The sequence below is a fragment of the Enhygromyxa salina genome, assembly GCF_002994615.1.
In the GTDB taxonomy this organism is placed as follows: Bacteria; Myxococcota_A; Polyangia; order Nannocystales; family Nannocystaceae; genus Plesiocystis; species Plesiocystis salina_A.
In genome coordinates, this window is record NZ_PVNK01000056.1 from 24,373 (window position 1) to 43,966 (window position 19,594).

Below are 19,594 nucleotides of genomic sequence, written 5' to 3' on the forward strand. Positions count from 1 at the left end.
CCAGCAGGCGCTCACGGTCATGGAGCGCCGTCGACGCTGGCGCGGATGCGAACCGGTGGCCCTTTTGAGTCCCATCCGCGCGCGTGCGTGCGCAGGAAGCTCGGCTTGCGAGAGCGATCTCGCTCGTTCGGGACACAACGCTTCTTGCGGCCGTCGATTGACGCTACATTACTGCTCACGAGCCCGTGAATGACGCAGTCCGAGGCACGAAAAGAGCCCTCGCTCGGTTTCCTCGATGGCTATGAGCTCCAGCGGCTGATCCGGAAGACCCGGAGCACGGCCGTCTATCACGCCTCGCGCAATCGTGACGGCTTCGCTGTGATCGCGAAGTTCTACCTGGCCAACAAGGACGGGACCGAGGGCCACTTCGAGCACGAGTATCAGCTCCTGAGTTCGCTCGGGGTCGCGGGCGCGGTCGAGGCCGTGGATCTGGTCCGCGCGGGCCAGCAGCACGTCCTCATTCTCAAGCGCTTCCCCGGCATCGATCTCGGCGCGTTCATGAACGGTCGCGCGCTCGACATCGAGACCTTCTTGGCGATCGCCGTCAAGATCACGGCGATCCTCGCCGAGGTCCACGCGCGGCGCGTCATCCACCGCGACATCAAGCCGAGCAGCATCCTCGTCGACCCCGACACCCTCGAGGTCTGCCTCGCCGACTTCGGCATCTCGGTCGCGCTCGAGCGCGATCACCGTGAGATCTACGATCCAGGCGTCAACGCGGGCACGCTGCCCTACCTCGCGCCCGAGCAGACCGGACGGACGACTCGCGCCGTCGACCATCGCAGCGATCTCTACTCGCTGGGCGCGACCTGCTTTCAGATGCTGACCGGCCGTCCGCCGTTCACCGACACCGAGCCACTTCGGCTGGTCCACGCCCACCTCGCCCGGGTGCCGGCTTTGATCAGCCAGGTGCGCCCCGAGCTCCCCGAGGTCCTCGCATCGATCATCGCGCGTCTGCTGGCCAAAGATCCGATCGACCGCTACCAGTCGGCTCGGGGGCTCTTGTACGACTTCGAGCGCTGCCAGCGAGAGCGCCATGGATTCGAGATCCCCAGCTTCGAGGTCGGGCTCGGTGACGCCTCCGAGCGCCTCGAGCTGCCCGACCGGCTCTATGGGCGTTCGACCGAAGTCGAGCGCTTGTCCGAGGCGTTCGAGCGGGCTTGTCGGGGGCAGGCGGAGCTTCTGCTCCTTCACGGGCCGTCGGGTATCGGCAAGACCGCGCTGATCCATTCGCTGCAGCCCCAGCTCGCCGAGCGAGAGGGCTACTTCGCCGCTGGAAAATTCGAGCAGTTTCGCAGCAACATGCCTCTGCTGGGCGTCACCCAGGCGCTCTCGCGCCTCGTGGACCGCCTGCTGATCGAGGACGAAGACCGGGTCGAGGCCTGGGAGCGCCGGCTGAGCGAGGAGCTCGATTCGACGGCCTCGGTGTTGGTGCCCCTGGTCCCGGAGCTCGAGCACCTCCTGGGAGCTCAGCCCGACGCCCTCGAGCTCGGGGCCCTCGAGTCTCGCAACCGCTTGCTCATCGCGCTTGGTCGGCTGGTCGCGACGATCGCTGCGCCCGAGCACCCGGTGGTCTTGTTTCTCGACGATCTGCAGTGGAGCGACCCGATCAGTCTGCGTGTGATTGAGCATCTGGTCACGGCCAGCGACGCCAAGGGGCTGTTGGTTATCGGCGCTTATCGCAGCGAGGATGTCGGAGCCGACCACCCGCTGCGAGGCCTCGCCCAACGCGTCGACGAAGTGTTGGAGCTCGAGCTCTTGCCGCTCTCCGCGGTGGCCGTGACCGAGCTGGTCTGCGACACCTTGAAGGTCGGCTTCGAGCGCGCCGCCGAGTTGGCCGGTTCGTTGGCTGGGCGCACGGACAACAACCCGCTCCTGGTTCGGCAGCTCCTGGTTTTACTGGAGCAGGAGGGGGCGCTGACCCGTGGACCCTCGGGATGGACCTGGAGCGCGGACGCCGTTCGCAAGTCGGGGATCCCCGGTGACGCGCTCGGCATGATCAAGGCCAAGCTCGAGCGGCTGTCGCCGGAGCTGCGCGAGGTCCTCGCGGGGGCGACCTGCGTCGGGAGCCGCTTCGACTTGACGGGCTTGGCGGCCGCGCTCGAGCGACGGCCGGTCGAGCTGCTGCCCCACGTGACCTCGCTGGCGGATGAGGGCTTGTTGGCCCTGTCAGAGTCAGAAGTCTGCTTTACCCATGATCGCATCGAGGAGGGGGCGAGGCATTGGCTCGATCCCGAGAAGGAGCTTCGCTACCGTCAACGGATCGGCCGCTTCTTGCGGGACAACACACCCGACGCTCAGCTTCACGAACGAATCTACGAGATCGTCGATCACCTCAACCGAACAATCGAGGCTGAAGATGACGCTGGGCGCCTGTGGGACCTCGCCGAACTCAACCTCCAGGCAGGTCGGGCCGGGCTGCGCGCATCGGCCTCGATGATGGCCGCGCGATACCTCGAGGCCGGGCTCGCGGCGGTCGCACGCGCGCGGGCGTGTGAGGGCGGTGCGTCCTCGGCTGGGGGGATTAGCGAAAGTCACGACGCTCTCGAGCTCTCGCTGGGCGTGCAGCATGCTCGCTGCGTCTCGCTGATGGGGGACTACGAGCGCGCGTCCGAGCTCTTCGACGAGCTCATGGCGTCTGCGTTGGATCCCCTCGAATATGCCAACATCGCCTTCATACGACTCGACGCTTGCACGATCGCAAGTCGGCATGAAGACGGGATTCGCGCCGCTCTGGCGGGGCTCGACAAGCTCGGCCTGCGCCTGTCCCGGTCGCCGGGGCCCCACGTGGTCATCTCTGCGCTGTTGCACATGAAGTGGGCGTTTCGGGCCAAGATCCGGGCCGCCATCGATCAACTCGCGGCTTGCGAAGATCCGGCGGCGCAGCTGCGCATGGATCTGTTGGGGAAGCTGGTGGGCCCCGCGTTCGTGGCTGGCGGCACCTTGTCCGTGGTCACGATTGTCTTGACGGGGCTGGAGAGCCTGCGCAATGGAAGGACCCCCAGCCTGGGTAACTATCTGGCGCTGGTAGGAATGGTGATGGCAGGCGGCCTGGGTGACTATCACGGGGCCGCCGAACTCGCCAAGCACGCCTTGAAGCTGATCCACGAGCCCAACGCGACCAAACGCGGCATCACGGTCTTGCTGGCATACAGCATCGTCTTGCACTGGACGCGCCCCTACTCGCAGTGCTTCGAGGGCGTGGAGTCGAGCTTCGAGTTGGCCCGCGAGGAGGGTGACCTCGAGTACGCGACTTATGCGATCCTCCATCGCGTTGGCTATCAGTCGGCGATGGGGCGGCCCCTCGATATCGTCCGCGTAGACGCGCAAGAGGCGGTTCGCTTCGCCAGCAACACGGGCATGGTCGAGTTCGCCGAGGCCATTCGTGTTCGGGTCCGCATGTCCGAGGCCCTCGAGGGCACCGAGGTCCCCGACGACTTCGACCCCAACGACTTCACCCTGCTCTATCCGCGCTGCGTCGCCGTCAACTGGGCGATGCAGCCCCTGGTGTTCCTCGGCCAGCCGGAGCGTGCGCTGGCCCTCTCCGAGGTCGTCGTGGCCAAGGCGGGGGAGGGGTTGTTTGGCTTTTACCTCTACCCCGAGTTCGTGTTCTACCGAGGCCTGGCCGCCGCCATCGCCTACGACGACGGCCGCCAGGACCAACTCGGTCGCCTGCGCCGAGTCCTTCGCGCGAGCCTGCGCCAGCTAAAAAAGTGGGTCGCGGTCTACGAGGGCAACCTCGGCCCCCACCTGCTCCTGCTCGAGGCCGAGCGCGCGCGGATCCGAGGTCAGACCGTGCGCGCCCAAGACACCTACGAGCGCGCCGCACGTGAAGCCGCCGGGCACTTCCCCCAGATCGAGGCCTTGGCCTGGGAGCGGCTGGCCCTGCTCATGGTCGCGCGCGGCTGGGAGGGGCTGGCGCAGACGCCCGCGCTACGTGCCCACGATCTCTACGAGGCCTGGGGCGCCGTCGCCAAGGTCGCCCAGATCGAGCGTGACCATCCCAGCATTCGCTTCCGATCGGGCTCCTCCGCGGTCCCCTACAGCATCCACGAGACGGTCTCGGCGACGACCTCGGTGATGGGCGACTCGCTGGACGTCGCCAGCGTGCTCAAGAGTACGCTGGGGATCACGCGCGGGCAGAGCCACGACGAGGTCGTCTCGAGCGTCCTGGCCGCGGCGATCGAGAACGCCGGGGCCCAGCGTGGGGTCCTGATCCAACAGTTCGACGAGGCGCTCCACGTCGTCGTCGAGAACGACAGCGAGGGCTCGACCGGCCGCATCCATGAGCCGATCCCGCTCGCCGAGGCCGAGCTGATGGTGCCGACCTCGCTGGTTCGTCTGGTCGCGCGCACGCGCAAGCCCCGGATCATCCGCGACGCCCGGACAGATCCAGACTTTTGCGCGGACCCGGCCGCCGCGGCGAGGAAGGTCCTGTCGATCGTCTGCGTGCCGATCCTCAGCCGCAACGAGCTGGTCGGCGTGCTCTACCTCGAGAATCGCCTGTCGACCGGCGTGTTCACCCCCGACCGCCTCGCGCTCCTCGACCACCTCGCCGCGCAGGCCGGCATCTCACTCCAGAGCGCCCGGCTGTTCGACGCGCTGCGCGGCCGCGAAGCCCAGTGGCGCTCGCTGGTCGAGCACGCCCCCGACAACATCGCGATCGTCGATCGCGAGGGCTTCATCAAATTCATCAACCGCGGGGTCGTCGGCGAGGGCAAGGAGCTCGTCGGTCGGCGCATGGCCACGCTCTTTGCCCCCGAGTACCACGACCGAGTCAGCGCCGCGATCACCGAGGTCTTCGACGCGGGCGAGCACTCCAGCTTCCAGGCCGAGATCCTCGGCGAGGGCGACGAGCGCCTGTGGTGGACGACGCGCCTGAGCCCGATCCTGCGCGACGGTGAGGTCGTGCGCGTGACCTTGATCAGCAGCGACGACACCGAGCACCGCGAGCTCGAGTCGCAGCTGCGGCAGTCGCAAAAGATGGAGGCGGTTGGCGCCCTCGCTGGCGGCGTCGCCCACGACTTCAACAACCTCCTGAGCGTGATCCTCAGCAGCGCCGAGCTCGCGCGCGAGGGCCTGTACCCCGCCGAGGACGCCTTCGACGAGATCATGGCCGCGGCCGAGCGCGCGGGCGGCCTGACCCGTCAGCTGCTGGCCTTCAGCCGCAAGCAGATCTTGCAGCCGCGGGTGCTCGACCTCAACGAGAGCGTCGCCGCCATGACCAAGATGCTCCAGCGCCTGATCGGCGAGGGCATCGATCTCATCCTCGATCTGCGCGAGGGCCTGGGCTGGGTCCGGGTCGATCCGGGCCAGCTCGAGCAGGTCGCGCTCAACCTGGTCGTCAACGCCCGCGACGCGATGCCCAAGGGCGGAAAGATCCTCGTGCGGACCTCGCAGAGCGAGCTGAGCCCGGCCAAGCTGTGGCGCCACGAGGACCTCGAGCCCGGCCTCTACCTGCTGCTGGAGGTCCAGGACTTCGGCGAGGGCATGGACGCGGTCACGCGCGAGCGGATCTTCGACCCCTTCTTCACGACCAAGCCCGCGGGCAAGGGCACGGGCCTCGGGCTGTCGACGGTGCACGGCATCGTCAAGCAAAGCGGGGGCTTCATCGAGGTCGACAGCGAGGTCGGCGTGGGCACGACCTTCTCGGTCTATCTCCCGGTCGTCGACCGCTCCGACGGGGTCCCCTCGAAGCTTGGCGACGACCTCGCGAGCGGGCGCGAGACCGTCTTGGTGGTCGAGGACGAGGTCAGCGTCCGCAAGCTCATGGTCACGACCCTGACCCAGCAAGGCTACACGGTGCTCGAGGCGGCCAGCGGCGAGCAGGCCCTGAAGATCGCCGCCGACAGCGACTGGATCGATCTGCTGGTGACGGACGTCGTGCTGCCAGACGCCAGCGGCAGCGAGATCGCCGAGCAGGTCCTCAACAAGTTCCGCGACATGGCGCTGCTCTACGTCTCGGGTTACATCGACGACTCGATCACCACGCCCGGGGTCGACGCGGGCGCGCAAGCCTTTTTGAAGAAACCCTTCACCCGCGAGCTGCTCGCTCGCAGGGTCCGCGAGGCCTTGGACGAATGACACTCTCCATCACAGATCAGACCGGGCCCATCGTCGTCACGCTGGCCTATTTGGGCTTGTATTACGGGTTTCAGGTCCACCAGCTCCGGGTCAAGGTCCGGCTCCAGCGCGAGTACCTCGAGCGCGGTGAGAAGTTCGACCGCTACTTCGGGCAGGACCGCGAGATGCTCGCGGCCGATCGCACCCAGCTAAACATGCTCGAGCACATGCCCCCGCTGCTCGTGTTGCTCTGGCTCAACGCCGTGTTCATCGGGCCTCGCGGCGCGACGATCGGTGGCGCGATCTACGTCGCGGCGCGAGCCTTGTACCCCTTGATGCTCGGCTCTCGCCTCGGTCGGAGCATCCGCGCGCAAGTGCTCATCGCGACGGGCCTGGGCTACGCGGTCTTGGTCTATTTCATGGGCGCGCTGATCTGGGCCTTGCTCGCCGGATAAAACGCGCAGAATCGAGCCGACTGTTTTGGCAGCTGTGCGCGGGCTGCTGGTCGATATGATCGACTCGCGCGCCAGACACTTCGACCGGTGGGGGACGGGACGCGGCCGCGTCGGATAGGCTGCGTTGTGAAGTTTCGAATTACGACCTACCCACTCTCTCAGCGCTTGGCCGCCAGCGTGGCGTTGTTGCTCGGCCTCTCGCTCGGTTGCGCCGACGACACCAGCAGCAGCGATCCACAGGATCCGACGACGGAGACAGGCGGCGACGGCGACGGCGACACGGGCGACGGCGACGGTGACCCCGGCGACGGCGACGGTGACCCTGGCGACGGCGACGGTGACCCCGGCGACGGCGACGGCGACGGTGACGGTGACGGTGACGGCGACGGCGACGGCGACGGCGACGGCGACGGCGACGGCGACGGCGACCCCGGGGGCGTCTGTGGAGACGGTGTCGTCGACGCTGGCGAGGAATGCGACGACGGCAACCCCAACGACGACGACGACTGCTTGTCGACCTGCGTCGCGGCGACCTGCGGCGACAGCTTCGTCAACCTGAACGGGATGAGCCCGGAGGAGTGTGACGACGGCAACGACGACGACAGCGACGACTGCCTGTCGACCTGTGTCACCGCGACCTGCGGCGACGGCTTCGTGCACATGGGCGTGGAGGGCTGCGACGAGGGCGTGAACAACTCCGACATGGGCGCGTGCCTGTCGAGCTGCGAGATCGCATCCTGCGGCGACGGCTTCGTCCAGGACATGATGGAGGAGTGCGACGGCATGGACCCGGACAACGGGACCTGCGCCATGTGCCTGGGGATCTGCGACCAGGGCTGGGGCGACTGCAACATGGACATCGGGCTCGACGGCTGCGAGACCCCGCTGTGCGGGGGCACCTGCGACAACCCCGGCGATCCCAACGGCGTCCAGCAGTTCGACTACACCGGCCAGATCGACGAATTCATCGTGCCGCCGTGCGCCGAGACCCTGACCATCGAGGTCTGGGGCGCCCAAGGCGGTGACAATGTCGCCCTCACCGGCGATGGCGGCAAGGGGGCGCGGATGAAGGGCGACTTCGAGGTCGTCGAGGGTCAGGTGCTCAAGGTCATCGTGGGTCAACGGGGCACCGACGCCAGTCAGGGCAACGCCGCCAACGGAGCCGGTGGCGGCGGCGGCGGCAGCTTCGTGTGGACCGATGGCGAGGTGGAGCCGATGATCGTCGCGGGCGGCGGGGGCGGCTCTTCGCTGACCAACAACGGTCAGCCCCACTACTACGGCAAGCCCGGCGTCATCACCGAGGACGGCTCGGGCAGCCGCAGCGACGACCAATTCGGCAACGCGCCCGGGGGCACCAACGGCAGCGACGGCAAGTCGGTGTCGGGCTCGGGCGGCAACGGTTGGAGCTCGGTGATGCTAAACCCGGCCGGCACCCCGGCGTGCAACTACGGAGGCCACGGTGGCTTCGGCGGCGGTGGGGGCTGCGGCTGCGCGCCCAACATCTGCAATGCCTTGCACACCGCCGGCGGCGGCGGCGGCTACTCGGGCGGTGGCGCCGGGGGCAGCTGCTACTACTACGGCGGTGGTGGTGGCGGCTCGTTCAACGCCGGCGCCAACCCGGACAACGAGGCCGACGTCCGGGAGGGCAACGGCCAGGTCATCATCAGCTGGTGATCGTAGCCTCGTAGCCTCGTAGCCTCGTAGCCTCGTAGCCTCGAACGGGCGACCGAGCCGCCGGACCCTCTCGCAGGGTTCGGCGCGCTCGTTTGGCGCGAGCGAGCCGAGCCGCGCTCAGGCGTCAGCCTCGTCGAGGTCAGCCTGCAAGGCCGCGCGCTGGCTCTCGTCGAGGGCCGCTTCGATCACCAGCTCTTGCTCGGGCCAGTCGACCCCGAGCGCGACCGGAGCCTGACCGCCGAGCTCGAAGCTCAAGTACTGGACCGAGGACAGCCGGCCCTCGCCGACCTGGCGCGGATCCCAAGTCGGCGTGCGCCGCTCCCCATCGGCCATCTTGGCGTAGATGTGGTCGAGCAGCCCGAGCCACGCGCCGAGCTTGACCCCGCGCTCGGCCTCGTCCTCGATCCCGATCAGCAAGGTCGCGCACAGGCTGCCCTGCGACCCGAGCAGCTCGTTGTAGGTGTCGACCTCGTGCTGGATGTCGGCCTCCTTGACGATCTGCTCGACGCGGACCATCTCCTGGATCTGGTAGCGCACGGTCTCGCGGTTCTCGAACAAGAACGCGAACCACTCGCCGACGAGGATCCGGCGCAGGTTCTTGGCCGCGAGGGCCGAGTCGCGCACGGCGTCGCGGCGCTCGTTGTAGGTGACGTAGTCGAGGATCTCGGTGCGCTGTACGGGCTTCATGCGTCGTCCTTGGCGGGCTCGGGGCTGAGGATCGGGAGGTGGCGCTTGCCGTCGTCGGGCTTGGGCGCGGCCTTGGGGTCGAAGCTGTCGCCGCGGTAGGCCCGGGCGAGGATCGACATCGGGTGCATCGGGCTCACGCCCGCGTGCTGTTCAAACTGGATCGCCGCGAGGGGGCAGTCGGTCGCCCACAGCTCGGTCTTGGCCTCTTTCATCTGGTCGAAGGCCTTCTTGCCCACGCGAATCGAGTACTCGAAGCTCTCGACCTTCATCGCGCTGGTTCCGTCGTGGCCGCAGCACTCCATGACCGTCGCGGGCTTGACGTCGAGCAGCTTGCGGATCAGGTCGCGGCCCTTGAACCCGACCGACTGCGCGCGGAGGTGGCAAGGCACGTGGTAGGCGAAGCCCTCGGCCTCGGGCTTCGACGCGAACTCGGTGTTGAAGCGGGCCTGCTTGCGCAGACCCCAGAGAAACTCGCCGGGATCGCGGACGGCGTCGGCGACCTTCTGGACCCGCTCCTTGTGCTCGCGCTCGACGAGCTCGGGCCACTCGCGGCGCAGCATCATCGAGCAGGTCGGGTTGATCGCAACGACCTTGGCGCCGGCGTCGACGTAGGGCTCGAGCAGGGCGACGTTGTGGTGGATCTTGGCCCGGACCCCGGCGAGGTCGCCGCCCTCCCACGCTGGCATCCCGCAGCACTGAAAGTCGCGGCGGCAGCGAATGTCGACGCCGTTGCGCTCGAACACCTCGACGGTGTCGCGGCCGATCTGCGGCTCGTTGTTCTGGACGTAGCAGGTCTGAAACAGCACGACCTCGCCGCCGGGCAGCTGGCCCGCGCGCCCGGTCTTGGTCGCCCAGCGATCGAAGGTCTCGAGCGCGAAGTCGGGCAGCTGCTTGTCGCGGTGGATGCCGACGACCTTCTCCATGAACCACCGGTGAATCCCGACCCGGTTCATCTTGTTGGCCAGGCCGACGCTCGCGCGGGCCAGGGCCCCGGTCCGATCGGGATCGCGCAGGGCGAGGTCGCGCAGCGAGGGCCCGTGGTCGGCGGCGCGCTGGGCCTGGTAGCGGTGGACGAGCTTGGGGAAGTCGAGCTGGAATTTGTGCCCGTCGCGCGGGGTGTAGGGGCACTGGACCTCGCACAGCTTGCACTGGAAGCAGGCGTCCATGACCGCGTCCTTGTCTTGCCTGCTCAGGCGGGTCACGTCGCCGTCGTACTTGTTGTCGATCAGGTCGAAGAGGTTCGGGAACGAGTCGCAGTACTTGAAGCACATGCGGCAGCCGTGGCAGACCTCGAACACCCGGGTGACCTCCTTGGCGAGGGCCGCCTCGCTCCAGTAGAGGTGGTCGTTGGGGTCGTAGGTCAGGCCGTCGGTGGGCTCGTAGGAGATGTTCTGCGGGGTGTCGGCCATGCGGGTAGCCTCGAGTCTATAGCCCAGGCGGCGGCGCGCGCCCAACGACAGACGGCCGCCCAGTTCTGCAACTGGGCGGCCGTCTGTGGAGCTTGCGCTCGGGTCGGGCTAGAAGTGCTCTTTGAGCAGGCGCTCGAACCGGCCGGCGTGGGACTTCTCGGCCTTGGCCAGGGTCTCGAACCAGTCGGCGATCTCGCCGAAGCCCTCTTCGCGCGCGGTCTTGGCCATGCCCGGGTACATGTCGGTGTACTCGTGGGTCTCGCCCGCGATGCCCGCCTTGAGGTTGTTCTCGGTGTCGCCGATCGGGAGCCCGGTCGCCGGGTCCCCGGTCCGCTTGAGGTAGTCGAGGTGGCCGTGGGCGTGGCCGGTCTCACCCTCGGCGGTGTCGCGGAAGTTGCCGGCGACCTCGGGGAAGCCCTCGACGTCGGCGATCTTGGCGAAGTAGAGGTAGCGGCGGTTGGCCTGCGACTCGCCGGCGAAGGCCGCCTTGAGGTTGTCCTCGGTCTTGGTTCCCTTGAGCTCTGCCATCTTGGATCTCCTGAAATTTGTGTGGACGGTCGGTGTCGCGGGTGCCGGCTCGAGCTGAGCCTGGCACGCGGCACGGGGGGCGCCGTGGATCGGCGCCTCGTCCGACTTATCACGCGTCAGACGGCGATGCCACCACCGCGGGGGCGAGCCCAAAAGCTCACGTGTTTTGCGGCTGCGCGAGAGAGTTGGCGGCGCGTGAGCCAGGCGCGGGTGGAGGGCGCTCGGGCCCGGGGATAGACTGCGCGCCTCATGCCCGACATCGGTTCCGACGCTCCCGACTTCACCCTCCCCGACAACAAGCGCGAGGCCGTCACGCTGTCCGAGCAGCGCGGCAAGAACGTGGTGCTCGCGTTCTTCCCGGCCGCGTTCACGGGGGTCTGCGAGAAGGAGCTGTGCACCTTCCGCGACTCCCTCGCGCAGTTCAACGAGCTCGACGCTGCGGTCTACGGCGTCTGCGTCGACGCGCCCTTCGCCAACGCGGCCTTCGCCGAGCGCAACAAGCTCAACTTCCCGATCTTGTCCGACTACGCGCGCAAAGCCGTCCAGGCCTACGGCGTCGCGCACGATGATTTTGCCGGCCTCGCGGGCTACACCGCGGCCAAGCGCTCGGTGTTCGTGGTCGACAAGGAGGGCAAGCTCCGCTTCGCGTGGGTCGCCGACAACCCCGGCCAGGAGCCCGACTACGACGCGGTCCAGGCCGCGGTTCGGGCGCTCGGCTAGCAGCCCGGGGTGCTAGCCCTGGCTGCCTCCGCGCAACGACGAACGGAGCCCCCGGCGACGCCGGCGGGCTCCGTCTTTCGTTGGTCAGGCCGGTCCGAGCGGGCAGCTCAGAGCGCCGCGACGAGGTTGCCGTCGAGGCTCGGCAGCGGCGTGTCCCAGCTCGCCATCGCCGGGCGCAGGGGCTCGTCGAGCTCGACGGGCACGACCTCGAGCGCGGCGGCGGTCAGCTCCTCGCGGCTCGGCTGGAACAAGGTCGCGACATAGCGAAAGCCCCGATCCTCGAGCATGTCCTCGGGCTCGGCGTGAACGAGCTTGCCGCGCTCGCTCAGCCACACGGTTCGGTAGCCGTGGAACTGGGCCAGTTCGGACACGATCTCCTCAACGCGGGACTCGAGGGCGGCGAGCTTCATGCCAGGACCGTTGCATGGGGCGATTGTCCGGCCAAAAAAACGTCGAACTCGTCAGTAGTTGTAGTTCCAGCACTCGTCGCCCTGGCCGAAGCCGCAGTGGTTGGGCAGGCACTCGGCGAGGTAGACGAAGGTCTCGCGGTCGGCGGGATCGAGCGAGTCGCAGCTGTTCTCGCAGGTGATCATCTGCTCCTCGAACTGCGGGTCGAGGTAGGCCTCGCCGGGCGGGGCCCCGCTGATCAGGCACGAGTACATCCACCGGCAGCCAGCCTTGCAGGGATCGCCGGCGGCGGCGGTGATGCCCTCGATCGCGGGCCCGTGGCTGACCTCGGCGAGCTCGGTCCAGCCGTCGGCGGCGCAGCTACGCACGGCGCCGCAGTCGTCGCGCTGCTCGCAAGCCAGGAACGAGGCCCGGGCTGGGGAGTCGTCGGGCGCGTGGACGCACAGGCTCAGGCACTCGAGCTCGAGCCCGCCGGCCTCGGAGGCGCGGAAGTCGTCGCTCTCGCGCAGGCAGTCGCTGAGCCGCCCGCAGGTTCGTTCGCAGGGCTCGGCCTCGCTCGCGCTGGTCGACGCGACCGAGACCAGCGCCCGGGCGAGGCCGGTCCCCGCGTCCGCCGAGGCCTCCGCCGAGGCCGCCTTGTTGGCGCGGGTCCGGGCGTGGGTGTTGGCCTCGGTTCCGGCGACCGAGGCGTTGGGGGAGTCGGCCTTCGGGGCGCCCTGATCGGACTTGTTGCACGCGCCGGCGATCAGCAGCCCCGCTCCAAACAAGGCTGCGACGGCGGTGGATGGCCAGGGGCGCGGCACGAGGCAGAGGCTACCACGGCCGCTCAGGCGCCCGGGTGCGCGATGATGCACTCGATCACGTCCTCGCAGCTCGACAGCGAGGCGCACGCGCCCACGGCCTGCTGTTGCTCGTCGTCGAGGACCTCGCCGCACTCGCGGGTACATTCTTGGATCCCGTCCCGGTCCTGGTCGGTTCGCTCGCGGTCGTAACAGCGAGCGAAGGCCAGGCAGGCCAGCTCACAGCCGTTGTACTCGACGAGAGGCGGCCGCTCGGAGCGGCGGTCGGGCCAGGCGCCGCGGACACAGGCGAGGAAGGGCTCGCAGGTCGGCGCCTCGTGGGTCGAGGGCCGCTCGCAGCCGTACAGCGTGGCCGGGTCGCGGTCCGGGGCCGCGAGGCAGGCGTCGAGGCAGCTGAGCTCGATCGCGGCCGCGGCCGCGGGGCTCTGCTCGCCCTCGACGACGACACAGTCGTGGACGTCGGCGCAGCCGAGCTCGCAGGCTGAGGCTCCCAAGACCGCCGTCCAGGCGCCGGGCTCGCTGGGAGCGCCGGGCTCGCCGGGAGCCTCGGGCTCGTCGGGAGCCTCGGGCTCGACCGCCCTGGGTTTCTCGCTCACCGCGCCCGAGCTCGACGCGGACGGACGCGAGGGCGCGGGCGCGGGGGCCGGCGCGGCCGGCCGACACGCGCTCAGCGAGGCGACGAGCGCCAGCAGCAGCGTCGCCCGCGTCATCCGAGCCCGAGCCGCTCGACGTCGTCCTCGTCGAGCCCGAAGAAGTGGCCGACCTCGTGGAGGATCGTGATCTCGACCTCGTTCACGAGGGTGTCGTGGTCGGGGAAGTCGGCCAGCAAGTTGGCGTAGAAGAGCACGATGCGGGTCGGCGCGTGGGCCGAGTCGCCGGCCGCGAAGCGCCCCGACTCGAGGCCCTCGAACAGGCCGAGGGCGCGGGGATCGAAGCCCTCGCGGACGAGGCCCTCGTGGGGGAAGGCCTCGAGCACGACCGGGACCTCTTCGAGGAGGGGCTGGAACTGCTCGGGGATCTCGCTCAGGACCCGCTCGGCGGTGGACTCGATCAGGGTCAGATCTTCTTCGGTGTGGCGCCCGCGAAGCTCGGCCTCGCGGGTGTCGAGGCGCAGGACCTCGAGGAAGTGGATGATCATGCCCTCGCGGTCGTTGGCCTCCTCGCAGGCGAGCGCGCGGAGGTAGTGGGCGTTGACGTGCTCGGGGTAGCGACGCAGCAGCTTGTCGAGCGACGCGATCCCGGCCTCGGGCCCGTCGCGCTCCCAGTCGACGGTCGCGCGCTCGTAGAGGACCTTGTGGTGCTCGGGCCCGAGCTCGGCGGCGAGCTGATCGACGAGGGCTTCGGCCTTGTCGAAGTCACGCTCGTCGAGCGCGTCTTGCAGCGCGAGCCAGCGCGGGTCGGCAAGGTCGTCGTACCTCGGCACTCGGCGAGGTTAACAGGCGCGGGTCAAACACACCAAGCTCCTCAGCGCGGCGCCGCGGACCGGGCCGCGCGGATCCCTGCGGCCATGATCCGCGCGGCCTCGAGCATCCGCGGGCCCGGGCGCCCGGAGAAGCGCTCGTCGAGGGCGTAGACCTGGCCGCGTCGAGCGGCGCGCAGGGCCTCGAGCCCCGGGCGCTCGATCAGCCTGTCGACGTCGAGCTTGTCGGCCGCGACCCCGCACCACGACACGAAGCAGACCTCCGGATCGGCGCCGACGAGCTCGTCGGCGTCGATCTCGAGGCTCGAGCCGGGCCGATCTCCGAACACGTTGACGCCGCCCGCGAGCGCGATCAGCTCGTTGCTGTAGCAGGCGGACCCGGGCGAGAACATCGGCCGCGGCCACCACTCGAGGTACACGCGCGCGGGCGCGCCGAGGCTCGCGGCGTCGCGCTCGAGGGCCGCGATCTGTTCGCGCATGTCGCCGACGACCTGTGCGGCGCGGCGCTCGACGCCGAGCACCCGACCGAGCAGCTCGAGCTCGGCGAGGACCTCGGCGATCGAGCGCGGGGCGAGGACCAGCTGCGGGACCCCGCGGGCGCGCAGCCCGGTGACGTTGCGCTCCATGCCCGGGACCGAGAGCGACGAGACCACGAGCTCGGGCTCGAGCGCCGCGACGCGGTCGAGGTCGGGCCCGAGGTCGGGGCCGAGGCGCTCGAGCTGCGCGGCCTCGGGCGGGTAGTCGGAGCTGTCCTCGCACGCGAGCACCCGCTCGAAGCAGCCCAGGGCCGAGATCGCCTCGAGGTTGGACGGGCAGATCGAGATCAGCCGCTGCGGCGCCGAGGCCTTGGGCGGGGGCTCGAGGGTCGCGGGCGCGATCGGCCCGCGGGCGAGGACCTGGCCCGAGTCCGCGACCAGCTCGATGGTCCGAGCGCCGCGAGCGATGAGCCAGCACGAGACCGCGTGGACGAGGTCCGGGTCGGCCGCGCCGCGCTCATCGACCTGCTGCTGCGCGAGGCCGCAGCGGGCCCAGCCGACCCGGCCGTCGGCGAACTCGAGGGTGAACGCCTCGGACCGCGGGTCCTCCTCGAAGGGACGCTCGGGTCGCCGCAGGGCGAGGTGCTGGCGGGTCTGCCACTGGTGCGCGGGCTTGGCCACGGGGCCTTGTAGCAACACCTGGACGCGCGCGCGTGATCCGAGCGAAGCTGGCGTCGCTACCATGAGATGCGCACACGAGCTTGCATTCCTGCGTACGGGCGCTTGCGCGGCGGCGCTGCTGGCCGCGGCCTGTCGCCCCGCGGTCGCGCCGACCCCGATCCCGACGTCGACCGCGACGTCGACGCCCGCCGCGGTGGCGCCCGTGGACGTCGAGCCCAGCTTGCGTGTGCGGATCACCCCCGCGCTGGAGCCCGACCCCAGCGTCGCGGTGCACATCGAGCTTCGTGGCCCGGCCGAGCCCGACGAGGCCCTGCGGACATGGAGCCTGGCCGGGCCCCTCGCCGGCCCGGTCGAGGTCCGCGCGGGCGACGCCAAGGGGCCGCTCCGCGCGGTGGTCGAGGACTCCGCGGGCCCGTCGACGGGCCTGCGCTTCAGCTTTGATCGCACGCCAACGCCCCCCCTGGAGCTCGACTATGTGCTCGCGCCAGTCGCCGCCGACCGCGGCCGCCTCGCTCGCCTCGCGCTCGACGACACCCACTTGTTCGCGACTGGCGAGGCCCTGCTCTTCCTGCCCGAGGGCGCCCGCGATCGCCGCCAGACCCTGGCGATCGACATCGACACCGGGGCCTTCGAGTCCAGCCTTGGCGAGGACGGCGTCACCGGCATGCCGCCGCTGCGCGCGGCCAGCAGCTTCGCGGCCGCGGCCTCGACCGAGTTCGAGGGCTGGGCCTTCGAGCTGCGCCGCGCCGCGTTCGTGGCCGGCTCGCTCGAGTGGGCCGAGTTCGAGAGCATGCAAGGCGACGATCGCTGGCTCGGGATCGGGCTGAGCCGCTTCGACCAGCGCTGGTCGGCGGCCGAGGTCGCGGGGGTCCGCTCGGCGATCGACAGCGACATCGGCATGCCGACGCCCGACCCCTTCGTCACGATCCTGGTCAGCACGATGGCGAGCGCCGACGAGGCCAGCGTCCTCGCCGAGCTGCGCGGCCGCGGCCTGGTCATCGCGGTCGGCATCCACAAGGTGTGGGACGCCGCGGTCCGCATCAACACGACCCAGGCCCTGGTCGCGCGCTGGCTCGGCGGCGTCGCGCGAGTGCTCGAGCCCGGGCTCGAGCACGCCGACGAGCGGGCCCTGTGGTTTGAGCTCGGCGCCACGCGCTTCGTCGCCCGCGAGCTGCTCTACGAGCTCGGGCTGCTCGCCGACGAGGACTACACCGCCGAGCTCGACGCCATCGAGCTGGAGCTTGCGAGCTCGCCCGTGCGGGAGCTGAGCCTGGCCGAGCTCGCCGAGCTGGTCGCCGCGGCGGACCCCGAGCTCCCCGCGAGCCTGCAGCCGGCCGCCGACGCCCGCGCCCAGCTCGCCGCCCGCGGGGCCATGGTCATGGCCTGGTTTGACCAGCAGCTCGTGGCCCAGAGCGAGCATGGATTGACCCGGATCGAGGAGGTCCTGCGCATGCTCGTGGCGACGGCCGTCTCGGACCAGCGCCGCGAGCTCAGCCTCGACGAGCTCCTGGCCAGGGTCGCGTCCAAGCTCTCGCGCGAGCAGCCACCGACCGCCGCGCTGCGGGCCGACTTCGAGGCGGTCGTCGGCGCCGGGCGGCGGCCGGCGCTCGCCGCCGATGTCTTTGGTCCCTGCTTTCGTCCGCGCAAGGGCAAGACCCGGCGCTTCGAGCTGGGCTTCGTCGACGTGACTGGCCCGGGTGACGAGCGGCCGAGCGTCGCCGCCCTCGATCCGCAGGGGCCAGCGGCCAAGGCCGGGCTGCGCCCTGACGATCGGCTGCTGAGTCTCGACTACGTGCTCGGTGACGCCGAGCAGCCGGTCCGGCTCACGGTCGAGCGAGCGGGCGGGCCGGTCGAGCTCGAGTATCAACCCGCGGGCCCGAGCGTGCGGGTGGTGCGATGGCAGCGCCTCGCTGGCGTGGCGCCCGAGGCCTGCGTGCGCTGAGCCGGGCGAGCGGGGCCAACACTCGAACGTCGGTCGTCGCTCGGGTCGCTCGGGTCGCTCGGGTCGCAAGCTACACTCCCGCGGTGATCATCATCGAGACGCCAGCGATCTCCCGTGTCGAGCGCCAGGGCTGGGTGTCGCTGGGAGTCGGCGCAGGGTTGGCGTTGCTGGCCAGCGCGCTCCCGCTGCCGCGTTTCATCTTTGGCTATCTGACGATCCTGGTCCACGAGATGGGCCACGCGCTCACGGCCTGGCTGTTTGGGTACCCCGCGATCCCGACCTTCGACTTCACCTACGGCGGCGGGATCACGCTCCAGGGCGGTCGCGTCTGGGCCCTGCTGCTGGTCCCGCTCGGCCTGCTCGCGTGGATGGGCTGGCAGCACCGCGCCAACCCCCGGGCGAGGTGGGCGTGGGGCGCCGCCGGGGCCCTGTTCATGGTGGTGGCCGTCAGCCCCGCCCACCGTCACCTCATCGTGCTCATGGGCCACGGCAATGAGCTGATCATCGCCACGGTGTTCATCTATCGGGCGCTGTCGGGCGCCGCGATCAAGCTCCCGGCCGAGCGCCCGCTCTATGCCGCCTGCGGCCTGTTCATCGTCTTCGAGAGCCTGCGCTTTGGGTTTGGCCTGATGACCAGCGAGGCGCTGCGCGAGATCTATGAGCAGGCCAAAGGCGGCGGGCACGTGATGGACTTCAGCCGGCTCGCCGGTGAATTCGCGGTCCGCGTAAAGACCCTGGCCGCGCTCTTCTTCATGAGCGCGCTCGCCCTTCCTGGCCTGGCGTTCTTGTTGTTCCGCTACCGCGAGCGGATTCGGACCACGATCGTCAGCACCCTCGGCGCCGAGTCATCGCAGTAGCCGCGGGCGTACTGCAAGTTTTGGCGACAAAGCCCTCGGCGAAGAGGCCAAGCGAGGCGGCGCGAGGCATTGCACCACGGGCTGCTAGGAGCAGCCCACGCGGACCGGCAAGGTGCCGGGGATCCTGCCGAAGTCGGCCTGGTCCTCGACCACGACCGTCAAGAAGGCGTCGTGCTCGACGACCACCGCCGGGTACTCGAGCCCACGAAAGGCGGCGCGGACGTTCGGCCACACGACCAGCTCGCTCGGCCGCTTGGCCGCCTCGGTCTGCGCGAGTTGCTCCTCGAGCAGCTCTCGCAGCACGCTCGGCCCGTGGCCTTCAACGATCGCGGCGCTCACGATCGAGCCGGCGCGGTCGATCCAGACGGCGACCCGCATGGGCTTGCCGCGGTGGCGGAAGCCACGCGGGCGGACCACGCCGCCGATCCACTGGATGGCGCGGGGTTGGTTGGCGCGCTCGCTCGCGTTGGGGGTTGTCAGGGAGTGCTTGGGGGTGGTTGTGGGCTCCATCAGCCCTGTTCTCGGCCCGGCCTCGGGCTTGTTGCAGGGTTGAGCAAAAAAAATCTGGCGCGAGGCCGCGCGCGGTCCCGGGGCGCCCCAACGCGCGATCCCGAGCAGCCCCGCTTCGCCGGCGGGTCGGCCGAAGACTCTCTCCCGTCGCGCCCGCGCCTGTGTTCTACTCCGGGACCGTGACGACCCTGGACCAGCTCGCCAAGCTGAGCACCAGCGCCGCGAGAGCCACGCCCGCGCAACTCGAGGGCCTCGCGACCCTTCTCGGCGTTGATCGCGAACACCTGCAAAGCTGGCTCGAGCAGATCCACGGTCGGACCAAGCTGCCCAAGGCCCTCGGTCGCCTGTGGCCGGGGCCCGACGACGCCCCGCGCGAGCGCCCGAGCATGTCCGAGGAGCTCGGCGCGCTGCGCTGCTCCGACGCCCGCCACGACCCGGCCTTGCAGGTTCAGCTCGCGCAGCTCCTCGGCGCGCCGCCGGCCGTGGTCGAGCTCGATCTGAACGAGGCCCACCACCGCTCGCGCCTCGACAATATTGAATTCGAAGCCAGCGAGGCCGCCTACCTCGCCGCCCTCGAGGCTCGCCCGCGCCAGGCCAGCCCGAGCCCGAGCCCGCGCCCGAGCCCGCGCCCGCGCCGGGCCGCGGCCAAGCCCGACCGGCCCGCCGCGCCGAGCAGCGCGCTCTCGCCGGAGCTCGCCGCGCTCCGGGTCTCCGACGCGCGCAACGACGACCTCGTGCTCCTGCGCCTCGCCGACGCCCTCGACCTCTCCCCCGGTCGCGTGCGCGCGGCCCTCGAGCAGGCCCACCATCGCCAGCGCCTCGATCGTGTCAACTTCACCGCGGCCGGCCCGACCCAGGAGCTGCTCCTCGCCCCGAGCGGGCCCGCGCCCCTCAGCTACCCGACCCCCGGCGAGTCCCCAGCTGAGGCCCCGGCGACGGCCCGCGACGCGGGCACGGCCTACCT

15 protein-coding genes and 1 pseudogene are annotated in these 19,594 nt (G+C 70.0%); 7 read left to right on the forward strand and 9 right to left on the reverse strand.

Annotated features, from left to right (window positions below):
• The first annotated feature begins 189 nt into the window (after nt 1-189).
• The 3 genes from ENSA5_RS05180 to ENSA5_RS05195 all read left to right on the forward strand — a co-directional run bounded on the left by ENSA5_RS05180 (nt 190) and on the right by ENSA5_RS05195 (nt 8,192).
• Nucleotides 190-6,084 carry an AAA family ATPase gene (locus ENSA5_RS05180; protein WP_106390436.1) on the forward strand — a complete coding sequence of 1,965 codons (5,895 nt, stop codon included), beginning with the start codon at nt 190-192 and terminating at the stop codon, nt 6,082-6,084.
• Nucleotides 6,081-6,518 (forward strand): MAPEG family protein, encoded by a 438-nt coding sequence (locus tag ENSA5_RS05185; RefSeq protein ID WP_106390437.1) that lies wholly within the window; start codon nt 6,081-6,083, stop codon nt 6,516-6,518. Before ENSA5_RS05180 ends, ENSA5_RS05185 begins: the two co-directional genes overlap by 4 nt.
• A 165-nt stretch (nt 6,519-6,683) precedes the next feature.
• The gene (locus ENSA5_RS05195; RefSeq protein ID WP_181197390.1) at nt 6,684-8,192 is read left to right on the forward strand and encodes a glycine rich domain-containing protein; all 1,509 of its coding nucleotides are present in this window, start codon (nt 6,684-6,686) and stop codon (nt 8,190-8,192) included.
• 117 nt (nt 8,193-8,309) lie between these two features.
• Here ENSA5_RS05195 and ENSA5_RS05200 read toward each other — a convergent pair whose 3' ends face one another.
• The 3 genes from ENSA5_RS05200 to ENSA5_RS05210 all read right to left on the reverse strand — a co-directional run bounded on the left by ENSA5_RS05200 (nt 8,310) and on the right by ENSA5_RS05210 (nt 10,816).
• Nucleotides 8,310-8,879 carry a DUF3501 family protein gene (locus ENSA5_RS05200; RefSeq protein ID WP_106390439.1) on the reverse strand — a complete coding sequence of 190 codons (570 nt, stop codon included), beginning with the start codon at nt 8,877-8,879 and terminating at the stop codon, nt 8,310-8,312.
• Nucleotides 8,876-10,288 (reverse strand): heterodisulfide reductase-related iron-sulfur binding cluster, encoded by a 1,413-nt coding sequence (locus ENSA5_RS05205; RefSeq protein ID WP_106390440.1) that lies wholly within the window; start codon nt 10,286-10,288, stop codon nt 8,876-8,878. Before ENSA5_RS05205 ends, ENSA5_RS05200 begins: the two co-directional genes overlap by 4 nt.
• 108 nt (nt 10,289-10,396) lie before the next feature.
• The gene (locus ENSA5_RS05210; RefSeq protein WP_106390441.1) at nt 10,397-10,816 is read right to left on the reverse strand and encodes a rubrerythrin family protein; all 420 of its coding nucleotides are present in this window, start codon (nt 10,814-10,816) and stop codon (nt 10,397-10,399) included.
• A gap of 249 nt (nt 10,817-11,065) precedes the next feature.
• Between ENSA5_RS05210 and ENSA5_RS05215 the strand changes: the two genes are divergently transcribed.
• A complete protein-coding gene (locus tag ENSA5_RS05215; RefSeq protein ID WP_106390442.1) occupies nt 11,066-11,536 on the forward strand; it encodes a redoxin domain-containing protein in 471 nt (156 codons plus the stop codon).
• A 107-nt stretch (nt 11,537-11,643) separates the two neighbouring features.
• Here the strand turns inward: ENSA5_RS05215 and ENSA5_RS05220 are convergent, their stop codons facing one another.
• Genes ENSA5_RS05220 through ENSA5_RS05240 form a run of 5 tightly spaced genes read right to left on the reverse strand, consistent with a single transcriptional unit; the run spans nt 11,644 to nt 15,321 of the window.
• Complete coding sequence (locus ENSA5_RS05220) at nt 11,644-11,946, reverse strand: hypothetical protein (RefSeq protein ID WP_106390443.1); 303 nt, start codon at nt 11,944-11,946, stop codon at nt 11,644-11,646.
• A 51-nt stretch (nt 11,947-11,997) separates the two neighbouring features.
• Nucleotides 11,998-12,747: a hypothetical protein gene (locus ENSA5_RS05225; protein ID WP_146155348.1), complete on the reverse strand. Its 750-nt coding sequence runs from the start codon at nt 12,745-12,747 to the stop codon at nt 11,998-12,000.
• Nucleotides 12,748-12,770: 23 nt separating this feature from the next.
• Entirely contained in the window at nt 12,771-13,454 is a 684-nt protein-coding gene (locus tag ENSA5_RS05230) for a hypothetical protein (protein ID WP_106390445.1), read from the reverse strand.
• Complete coding sequence (locus ENSA5_RS05235) at nt 13,451-14,167, reverse strand: metallopeptidase family protein (RefSeq protein WP_106390446.1); 717 nt, start codon at nt 14,165-14,167, stop codon at nt 13,451-13,453. Before ENSA5_RS05235 ends, ENSA5_RS05230 begins: the two co-directional genes overlap by 4 nt.
• A gap of 41 nt (nt 14,168-14,208) precedes the next feature.
• Nucleotides 14,209-15,321: a cobalamin-binding protein gene (locus ENSA5_RS05240; RefSeq protein WP_181197391.1), complete on the reverse strand. Its 1,113-nt coding sequence runs from the start codon at nt 15,319-15,321 to the stop codon at nt 14,209-14,211.
• A gap of 202 nt (nt 15,322-15,523) precedes the next feature.
• Here ENSA5_RS05240 and ENSA5_RS05245 point away from each other — a divergent pair, with 202 nt between their 5' ends.
• Both ENSA5_RS05245 and ENSA5_RS05250 read left to right on the forward strand, forming a co-directional pair.
• Nucleotides 15,524-17,263: a hypothetical protein gene (locus ENSA5_RS05245; RefSeq protein WP_146155349.1), complete on the forward strand. Its 1,740-nt coding sequence runs from the start codon at nt 15,524-15,526 to the stop codon at nt 17,261-17,263.
• Between the two features lie 83 nt (nt 17,264-17,346).
• Nucleotides 17,347-18,120, forward strand: a complete 774-nt coding sequence (locus ENSA5_RS05250; RefSeq protein ID WP_106390449.1) for a hypothetical protein — start codon at nt 17,347-17,349, stop codon at nt 18,118-18,120.
• Between the two features lie 84 nt (nt 18,121-18,204).
• Here the strand turns inward: ENSA5_RS05250 and ENSA5_RS05255 are convergent, their stop codons facing one another.
• Nucleotides 18,205-18,630 (reverse strand): hypothetical protein, encoded by a 426-nt coding sequence (locus ENSA5_RS05255; protein ID WP_106390450.1) that lies wholly within the window; start codon nt 18,628-18,630, stop codon nt 18,205-18,207.
• A gap of 179 nt (nt 18,631-18,809) precedes the next feature.
• Between ENSA5_RS05255 and ENSA5_RS05260 the strand changes: the two are divergent.
• Nucleotides 18,810-19,594: pseudogene (locus tag ENSA5_RS05260) on the forward strand (hypothetical protein); the annotation flags it as partial.